Source organism: Streptomyces bohaiensis, from assembly GCF_012033785.1.
Taxonomy (GTDB): domain Bacteria; phylum Actinomycetota; class Actinomycetes; order Streptomycetales; family Streptomycetaceae; genus Streptomyces; species Streptomyces bohaiensis.
On sequence record NZ_JAAVJC010000188.1, the window covers coordinates 1 to 9,225 of the forward strand.

The window sequence follows — 9,225 nt, forward strand, 5'->3', positions numbered from 1 at the left end:
GCGAGGGCGCGGCGGCCGGCCTCGGCCAGCAGCGCGAGGGTCTCGTCGATGTCGGCGCGGGTGGTGGCGGGGTTGATGACGCACAGCCGCAGGACGCGGCGCCCCCGCACGTCGGTGGTCAGCACCATGGCGCGACCCCCGGCGCAGACCTCGGCGCTGACGGCCTCCTGAAGCCGGTCCGCGGCGGCCCCGGAGGGGCCGGGCCCGGAGGCGCCGGCCGCGGCCGGGACGCACCGCAGGGTGAGGATGCCGAGCGAGGCCGGGGTGACCAGCTCCAGCCCTTCGGTCGACCGGACGCGCTCGGCCGCGTACTCGGCGCGTTCGGTGCCCGCCGCCACCGCCCGCCGGAACGCCGCGGCACCGAACGTCCGCAGCGACAGCCAGAGTTTCAGGGCCCGCAGCCCGCGGGACTGCTGTGGTCCGTAGTCGTCGAGGTTGGTCTCCTCGCCGCCGGCGCGGGCGGGGCGGAGGTATCCGGTGTCGAGCCGGTGGCGGTCCATCGCGAAGCTGCGGCGCAGCAGTTCGGGCCGCCGCAGCAGTAGGCAGCCGGCCTCGTAGGGCTGGAACAGCCACTTGTGCGGGTCGACGGTCAGCGAGTCGGCCAGTGCCAGGCCGCGGCAGCGGGCGCGGCCGGCCGGGGTGAGCGCGGCCGCCGCGCCGTGTGCGCCGTCCGCATGGAGCCAGAGTCCGAACTCGTCGCAGATGTCCGCCAGTTCCGGCAGTGGGTCGATCGCGCCCGTCCCGGTGGTCCCCACGGTGGCCACCACCGCGAACGGCCGCAGTCCGGCCGCCCGGTCGGCGCGGATGCGTGCCCGCAACCGGTCAGCGGGCAGGCGGAGTTCCGCGTCGGGCTCCAGCACCACCAGCTGCGACCGCCGCAGTCCGATGAGGTGGGCGGCGCGCGCGACGGAGGGGTGCGCCTGGCTGGAGCAGTACAACCGCGCGCCGGGCGGCACGCCCTCGCCGTCGAGACGGTCGTCGCGCGCCGCCGCGAGCGCGGTCAGGTTGGCGGCCGACCCGCCGCTGAGGAACAGCCCGCCGTGACCGGGAGGCAGTCCCAGCAGCTCGCACAGCCAGCGCACGGTGGTGAGTTCCAGCTGCGTCGGTCCGGCACCCACCAGCCAGGCCCCCGGCACGCTGTGGAACGCCGCCGCCAGGGCGTCGGCCAGCACGGCCGGGTAGGTGCCCGTCGTCGGGACGAAGGCGAGGCAGCGCGGGTGGTCGAACCGGATGCCGTACGACAGGGCGTCGCGTACCGCCGTGTCGATCGCCTCCGGCAGCGACCCGGGGTGCTCCGGCAGCGGGCCGTCCAACAGCTGTCGGAGCCGGCCCGGGTCGGCTCCGGCGTGGGGCGGGCCGTCGGCCACCGTGGTCAGCCGCGTGAGCACCGCCTCGACCAGGTGGCGGCCCGCTTCCCGCATCTCCGCCTCTGACAGCGCGAGTTCACCCACGCGGAACGGTGCGTCGGCGGCGGTCACGGTGCCTCCCCGAGGGCGCCCCGCGCCGCGATGGTCCACCGCAGCGCGGCCGGTGACAGGCGCGGGCGCGGTTCGAGGGGGGCGCTCCAGCCGTTGAACTGGGCCAGTAGCAGTTCGTCCCCGGTGGCGACCGGGCCGGGCGAGGCGTGGGGCCACCACAGCGCCTCGTCGGGGGCGGCCGCGGTGAGGGGGCTTCGGTCGGCCGCGCAGAGCCTCTCGGCGGCGGAGTCCGCGGGGGCGAGGCGGTACCGGCCGGGTTCGGGGAGGGTGCCGAGGGTGTGGGGGCGGTCGGCGTGGACGACGAGTTGGCTCAGCCGGGGCGGCGGGGTCGTCACCTCGCGGACCGGCGGCAGCTCCGGCAGCAGGTGCGCCAGCATGTGGAGACCGAGCGAGGGCAGCAGCCCCCCGTGCCGCTCGGCCGCCTGGACCAGGGAGACGACGGTCTGGAAGCGGGGGTTGATCTCCACGGCGACCACGCCGTCTGCGGCGCTCCCGCCACCGATGCCGCTCCCGCCACCGGTGCCGCTCGGCTCACCGGCAGCGCTCCCGTCGGCCGCCCCGCTGTCCGGGGCCAGCAGGTCCAGGCCGAAGACACCCCGGTAGCCGCGGGCCCGCAGCACCTCGCCGACGGCGTGTGCCGCGGCCCGCGCGGCGGCGTAGCGGCCCGGTCCGATGTCGGAGGGGCCGACCAGCTGGTTGCCGCAGTGCGTCCCCCATCCGGCGCCCAACTGCGGTAGCCCGACGAGCTGGTGGGAGACGGCGGTGACGACGGTGCGGTCCGGGCCCACGCAGCCGCCGGCGGTCAGCGAGAGGCCGGGCACGTGCCGGCTGAGCCGCAGCGCGCGACCGGGGAGCCGGTCCAGCGCGGCCGCCAGCTCCTCCCGGGACGCCAGCGGGAAGGTGCCCTGGCCGAGCAGGTTGTTCTCCCGGCGTTGCAGTACGGCGCGCTCCCAGTGGGGCGGCCAGTACGCCGCCGCGGGGGAGCGGTCGCGGGCCGGGATCACGGCGTGCTCCGGGACGGGCACCCCCGCCTCACGGAACAGGTCGAGCGCGGCGATCTTGTCTGCCGCCAGGGCGGTCACCGCGGCGGGCGGCGCCAGCAGTCGCCGGCGGTGGCGTGCGGCCCAGGTGACGGCGTGGTCGCCGTGCTCCGGAGCGAACGCCACGGCGTACCGCCCCGGCAGCGGCTCAGCGGGCGCGTCCCCCACCGAAGCGGCCGAAGCATCCGCCCCGGCCGGCGCCTGGCGGGGCAGCGGAGGGAACGCCGTCTCCGGAGGGCCGCCGGGCTCCGCCGTCGCGGCGCGCAGCAGCGGCGAGACGGCGGCGGTGCGCAGCCACGCGGGGCGGGGGCCGAAGGAGGCGAGCAGGAAACCGGAGCGGTCGAGCCAGGTCGCCCGCCCCACCCGGGACGCCAGCAGCCGCAGCCCCTCGTCGACGTCCACGCCCGCCAGGGTCGTCACCGGCCGGGTCACCACGCTCTCCCGGGGCCGCTCCTCGGCGGGGCGGACGCCCGACCGTCGCCAGAACCCCGGTGCCCTGTCGTCCGCCACTTCGACACCAGCCACCCCTCGCTCCCTTCCGGCGGACCGAGTGGGCCGCCGGAAGGGAGCGAAGCAGCAGCGCGGCGCGCGTTCCACGCCGTTGCGCCGGGCGGGCGCGCAAACTGCCGGATCGGGTGGTTCGTGCCGGTGCGTCTGTTCGGGTGACGGCCTGCCGTTCCCCGGAGAGGTGGCCGGCCGCGGGGTCAGAGCCGCGGGGTCAGAACAGCGGGCCCGTGAGGGTGAGGCCGAGGCCGTCGCCGGTCTTCACGAAGAACGCGAAGAGGGCCAGCGCCGCGCCCGCCAGCGCGAGGTCCTTGTTGAACTGGATCATCTCCTGCTGGCGGGCGCCCGCGTCGCCCTGCTGCCAGAAGGCGTGCATGAGGACCGCGGTCGGCAGCAGAACCAGGAACAGCAGCAGCGCCCCGACGTCGGCCCAGACGCCCAGGAGCACCATCAGCGCCCCGATCAGCATCAGCACCCCGCTCGCCCTGGTGGCCAGGGCGGGGGAGGGGACGCCCTTGGCGCCGGCGTACTGGGCCATGGCCGCGGTCTGCGTGAGGTGCCCGACGGCGGAGCTGAGGAAGAGGACGACGAAGAAGATGCGTCCGATGAGGATCAGGACGTCCATGCTGCGCTCCTGACACGTGCGGTGACGGCTTGCCCCCTTCCGTTCACGGTAGGCGCGCTCCGCGAGCCGCGCAGGGCGACCGCCACCCGGGCCGGGGCCGGCGCACGGTCCGCCTGCCGTGCGGCGAGATGGCCGGAGCTGCCCCGCCGTGTCCCGGGCGCTCCCGTCTCGTCCCATCCCGTCCCGGTACCGCCGGTCCGCCCACTGCCACGCGATCGAGGTGGGCCGCCGGGACGGGTTGCGCGCGACCCCTCAGTCGTCCGACCATTTCCCGGGGCGAAGGTCCCGGGGGCCCTGCGAAGGGTTACCCTGGCCTGGCCTGACAGACGGCGGGGAGAGATCGGCAGGTCTCAGCGAGTGGCGTAGCGGCAGGGGAAACGATGGACGCGCTGGTGCTGGACGGCCGGTACCGGATCGGGGAGCGACTCGGCGAGGGCGGCATGGGCGCCGTCTGGGAGGCCGTTGACCTGCGACTGGAGCGACACGTCGCGATCAAGGTGATGAGCGGCGTCTCGGTGCGCCGCGACCCCCGGGCCAAGGAGCGCTTCGACCGGGAGGCCAAGCTGCTCGCCGGGCTCGCCAGCCCCTATGTGGTGACCGTCCACGACGCCGGTGAGGCGACCGTGGAGGACAGCAAGCTGCTGTACCTCGTCATGGAGCGGCTGCACGGCCGCTCGCTGGCCGACGTGATCGAGCACGCCCTCCCCTCGCTCGACGAGGTCGCGCGCTGGGCGGAGCAGATCTGCCGCGCGCTCTCCGTCGCCCACGACGCCGGCGTCGTCCACCGCGACCTCAAGCCCGCCAACGTCATGGTCTGCGCGGACGGCCTGGTCCGCGTCCTGGACTTCGGTATCGCCGCGGTCCTCAGCGAGTCCGCGGACCACGCCCGCCTCACCAGCACCGGCGTCGTCGTCGGCACGCCCGCCTACATGGCGCCCGAGCAGATCGAGAGCGGCTCCTACGACGCCCGCAGCGACCTCTACTCGCTCGGCTGCATGCTCTACGAACTCGTCGTCGGACGGCCCCCGTTCAACAGCACCGCGCTCTACGCGCTGATGCGCGACCACGTCACGACCACCCCCGAACTCCCCAGCGCGCTGCGCCCGGGCGTGCCCGAGGAATGGGACGCGCTGCTCCTCCAGCTGCTCGCCAAGAGCGCCGAGGACCGTCCCGTCGACGCGGCGGAGGTGGCACGGACGCTGCGTCAGCTGCCGCGCCCCGAGGTCGAGGACACCCCGGACTTCGTGCCGGCCGCCCTCGACGACCAGGCGCCTCCCGGCTACGTCCCGACCCGGGTCGACCCCCGGATGGCGATGGTCGCGCCGACGGTGCCCGAGGTGCCGCCGCCGCCCTTCGAGCCGCCGATGCCCGCCGAGCCGCCGATGCCTGCCGGCCCGCCGTGGCTCTCCCCGGGGCAGCGCTGCGGCCCGTACCCGGAGACGGAGCGGCTGACGATCGCCCTCGGCTGGAGCCTCGCCCCCGACACGGACGAGACCCCCGAGGTCGACGGCAGCGCCTTCGCGGTGGACGCCGACGGCCAGGTCCTGAGCGACCAGCACTTCGTCTTCTACAACAACGTCGCGCTGCCGAGCGACCACGACGAGCAGGGCGACTCCATCCGTCTGCAGAACCCGTCCGTCGAGGAGGGCGACGAGGGCGAGGACGGCCCCGCCGACACCACCCCGCTCCACGGCGAGGGCGACGGCGAGCAGCGGTTCCTCGTGGAGCCGGGCCGGCTCGACGCCGACACCGACCGGATCGTCTTCGCGCTGTCCCTGCACGAGGCCGAGGAGCGCGGGCTGAACATGTCGAGCCTGGCCGACATGACCGTCCGCGTCCTGGACGCCGACACCGGCACCGAGCTGTGCGGGTTCCGGCTGGAGAACGACGCGGTCGGCGACGGCTACGGGCTCTCGCTCGGCGAGCTGTACCGCACCCCGCAGGGCTGGGGCTTCCACGCCGACTGCGCCGCCCACCCCTCCGGTCTGGTGCAGATCGCCCAGGCCTACGGCGTCAACGTCTGACGGCAGGCTCCTCCCGGCGCGGGCTCTGCACCGCGTGCGCCGCGGGGCGTCCCGACGGGCTCGCGGTCAGTCGCCGCGGTCCGCCGCGGTCAGTGCTCGCGGTCAGTGGCCGTAGCCGTGGCGTCGCCGCCCGCCGGCCCGCTGCTCGCCCCGCGATCGGCCCGCCGGCCTGCTCCCGTCCTGCGGGGGCATCGGCTCCGAGGCGGTTCCGGTGGCCCGGTCGCCCCGCGCCCGCGCCTGCCGCAGCCGACGGGTGACCACCACCAGGTCGATCACCGCCAGCAGCGTCAGCACCGCGCCGGCGGCGACCAGCAGCCCCAGCTCCCCGCGGTTCGGGCTGTCCCCGGGCCCGGTCATCCCCCACCACACGGCGAACCCCACCGTCAGTACCAGGAAGAGTGGCGCGAAGACCCAGGAGAGCACCAGGCGCAGCGTGAGGTCGCTGCGCGCCGTGATGGGCTCGGTGCCGGTGCGCGGGTTGCGGAAGCGGTACGGGTGGTGGTCGGGGTCCGACCGGTCCGCGTGCGGGGCGCCGCCGTGCGGTGCGCCCTCGCCCGGTGCGAGGTGGTGCGGACGGCGGTCGTCCGGTGTGCGGTCATCGTCCTGCATGTCGGCCTCCTCCCTTCGAGGGTAGTCCCCGGGTACCCGGGGGTGCCGAGATGAACAGCTCGTGCGGGAACTGCCCGACACGCCGGGGCGTCTGGTAGAAACGGGGACGGTCCGGGACTCGCTTCTTTCGGGGGACAGCTGTGGCGAAAGGGATCTCCGTGCGCACCATGGCGCGCGCGTGCGGCATTGCGGCGGTCACCTCGGGGGCGGTCCTTGTCGGCACCCTGCCCGCGGCGGCGGCCCCCGGTGCCCCGGCGAGCACCCTCGGGCAGGGGGTCGCCACGGCGCTGCCGGCGCAGGACGGCATCTCCGGCTCCGGGGACGACGGCGACGACGCCGAGGACCACCACGACGAGGACGGTCACGACCACGGCCCGCAGGAGCTGGTCTCCCCCGAGCTCGCCGCGTTCGACGAGGAACTCGCCGAGGCCGCCGAGGAGATCGAGGAGCTGCGCGAGGAGGCCGCCCGCGCCAGCGCCCGGCACGAGCGCCTGCGGCGCAAGTCCGCGCAGGAGCAGGCCGATCTGGTGATGCTCACCGAGGAGCTGAAGAACGAGGAGAAGCGGCTGGAGACGCTGCGCGCGATGGTCGGCCAGCAGGCCGGCTCCCGCTACCGCGCCGGCGGCGGCGCGGCTCTGGCGCACCTGATGTTCTCCGATTCACCCGAGGCGTTCTTCAACAGCAGCTCCCTCATCGGCCGCGGTGAGGTGACGGCGGTGACGCTGCTGGAGCGCACCCAGCAGAGCGAGGAGCGGTTGAAGGAGGCGGAGGAGGAACTGAAGGAGCTCCGCGCCGAGACCGCCGCGACCACCGAGAAGCAGGAGGAGATCCGCGAGGCGGTCGAGGAGAAGCTCGAACTCGCCGAGGAGCGGCTGGCGGAGCTGGAGAAGGCCAAGGCCGAGGCGGTGGAGCGCATCCGTGCCGAGCGGGCGGCCGAGCGGCGGGAGGCCGGGGGCGTCGACGAGGACGAGGTGCTGCGCGACGCCACCGTCCCGGGCGACTGCGCGGTCTCCGTCCGCGACGACGAGCGGCTCGCGGAGGACGCTGTCGAGGAGGACTGGACGGCGCCGGTCCACGCCGACTACACGCTGACGGCCGGCTACGGCCAGAGCGGCAACCGGTGGGCGTCCACCCACTCCGGCCAGGACTTCGCGATCCCGACCGGTACGCCGGTGCTGACGATCGGGGCCGGCCGGATCGCCGCCACCAGCTGCAACGACGCCTACGGCCACGCCGTGGTGGTGGAGCACGAGAACGGCTACTACAGCCAGTACGCCCACCTGTCGGTGATCGAGGTGGAGGCCGGCCAGGAGATCGGGGCGGGGCAGCGGCTCGGGTTGTCGGGGAACACCGGCAACTCCTCGGGCCCGCACCTGCACTTCGAGATCCGGTTGACGCCGTGGATCGGCTCGGCGATCAACCCGGTGCCGTGGCTGCGGGACCACGGCGTGGAGCTCTGACGCCGCGCCGCTGATCCGGCCGGCGGGGCCCGGGCGTCCGGCTGCTGCCGTCGCCCGGGCGCCGTCCCGGCGGGTGCTGCGGTGGTGGGGTGCCGCGGTGGTGGGGGTGTGCGTCAGGCCACCGGCTCGGCTTCCTCGGCCGGCTGGCTCATCGTCACCGGGCGGACCTTGCCCTCGATCATCGCGCCGAGCCCGCGGACCGCGCACAGCCCCGGCTCGTCGGCGATCGCGACCGGCATGCCGGTGTTCTCCCGAAGGGTGTCGGCCAGGCCGGGGAGTTCGGCGGCGCCACCGGTGAGGGTGATGCCCCGGTCGGCGAGGTCGGCGACCAGGTCGGGCGGGCAGCGGTGGAGCACCGACCGGATGCCGTCGAGCAGCGAGGTCAGCGGGGTGCGGACCGCGTTGCGCAGGCTGCCCTGGTCGATGTGGACGGTGCGGCCGAGGCCGGTGGCGACGTCCCGGCCGTGGACCTGGGCGTTGCCGTACTCGCTGCCGGCGAGCGCGAGGTGCAGCGGGCGGACCGCCTGGCTGGGCAGCAGCAGTTCGTGCTGGTTGCGGAGGTACTGGACGAGGGCGCGGTCGACCGTCTCGCCGCCCATCGGCACCTTGTCGGCGGCGACGATCGAGCCGAGCGAGAGCACCGCGACCTGGGTGGTGGTGGCGCCGCACTGCACGATCATCGCGGCTTCGGGCTGCTCGACGGGGAGGCCGGCGCCGATGCCGGACGCGATGAGGCTGTTGACGAGTTCGACGCGGCGGGCGCCGAGGCCGAGCAGCGTCTCGTACGCGGCGCGGCGGGCCAGCGGGTCGGCGTCGTGCTGCACGCAGATCCCGATGCGCAGCAGCGGACGGCGCCGGAGCGCGCGCCGCAGCTTGGTGCCGACCATGGCCCGCAGCATCCGCTGGGCCATGTCGATGTCGACGACCGTGCCGCCGCTGATCGGGCGGACGACCCGGATGTTGTAGGGGGTGCGGCCGTCCATCCGCTCGGCGGGAGCGCCGACGGCGATGAGGGCGCCGGTCCGGGTGTTGACGGCCACCACGGACGGCTCGTCGACGATCAGGCCGGTCTGCTTGAGGTAGACGCGGGTGCGGGAGGCGCCGAGATCGACGGCCACGGCGCAGCGGCGGATCTGGTCAAGGCTCATGGTCATATCGTCACCATGCGGGCACGCTGCGTGGTGCGCACCTCGGGGTGGTCCACGCGGGGGAGGTGGTCGCCCGGACGGAGCAGCGGACATCGCTCGCGGGCGGCGCACCGCCTCTCGGCCCGGGTGCCCCGCCCGCTCGGGCGGGGTCGGCGTGGGCGCTGCGCCGAACCTGCTGTGACCTGCGGTTTCTCGGCTGTCGTTCGGGCTCGGGTGCGTGGCTCGGCGGCCCGGGGCGGCGAACGCACCGCCGTCCGCCACGGAAGGGGCAGCCGCACGCGCCGCAACCCCGACGAGGGTGCGCGGCGTGGCGGGCGGCGCGCACGGCGTCCAGCCC

At 75.3% G+C, this 9,225-nt stretch carries 7 protein-coding genes; 2 read left to right on the forward strand and 5 right to left on the reverse strand.

Going from position 1 to position 9,225, the window contains the following annotated elements:
- The 3 genes from HCN52_RS17825 to HCN52_RS17835 all read right to left on the reverse strand — a co-directional run.
- Window positions 1-1,478, reverse strand: a 1,478-nt coding sequence (locus tag HCN52_RS17825) for a pyridoxal phosphate-dependent decarboxylase family protein (RefSeq protein WP_312876755.1), incomplete at its 3' end; no start/stop codon positions are given.
- Window positions 1,475-3,043 carry a hypothetical protein gene (locus tag HCN52_RS17830; protein WP_168089448.1) on the reverse strand — a complete coding sequence of 523 codons (1,569 nt, stop codon included), beginning with the start codon at window positions 3,041-3,043 and terminating at the stop codon, window positions 1,475-1,477. The genes HCN52_RS17830 and HCN52_RS17825, both read right to left, overlap by 4 nt.
- 193 nt (window positions 3,044-3,236) lie before the next feature.
- On the reverse strand, window positions 3,237-3,647 hold the full coding sequence (locus HCN52_RS17835; RefSeq protein WP_168089449.1) for a DoxX family protein: 411 nt from the start codon (window positions 3,645-3,647) through the stop codon (window positions 3,237-3,239).
- A 380-nt stretch (window positions 3,648-4,027) separates the two neighbouring features.
- On the opposite strand from HCN52_RS17835, the gene HCN52_RS17840 reads away from it, so the two are divergent.
- Window positions 4,028-5,671 (forward strand): protein kinase domain-containing protein, encoded by a 1,644-nt coding sequence (locus HCN52_RS17840; RefSeq protein WP_168089450.1) that lies wholly within the window; start codon window positions 4,028-4,030, stop codon window positions 5,669-5,671.
- Window positions 5,672-5,773: 102 nt separating this feature from the next.
- Here the strand turns inward: HCN52_RS17840 and HCN52_RS25565 are convergent, their stop codons facing one another.
- On the reverse strand, window positions 5,774-6,280 hold the full coding sequence (locus HCN52_RS25565) for a DUF6343 family protein (RefSeq protein ID WP_245175250.1): 507 nt from the start codon (window positions 6,278-6,280) through the stop codon (window positions 5,774-5,776).
- Between the two features lie 167 nt (window positions 6,281-6,447).
- Here HCN52_RS25565 and HCN52_RS17850 point away from each other — a divergent pair, with 167 nt between their 5' ends.
- A complete protein-coding gene (locus HCN52_RS17850; RefSeq protein WP_245175251.1) occupies window positions 6,448-7,740 on the forward strand; it encodes a M23 family metallopeptidase in 1,293 nt (430 codons plus the stop codon).
- Window positions 7,741-7,853: 113 nt separating this feature from the next.
- Here HCN52_RS17850 and HCN52_RS17855 read toward each other — a convergent pair whose 3' ends face one another.
- On the reverse strand, window positions 7,854-8,894 hold the full coding sequence (locus HCN52_RS17855; RefSeq protein ID WP_168089452.1) for a rod shape-determining protein: 1,041 nt from the start codon (window positions 8,892-8,894) through the stop codon (window positions 7,854-7,856).
- Window positions 8,895-9,225: the final 331 nt, after the last annotated feature.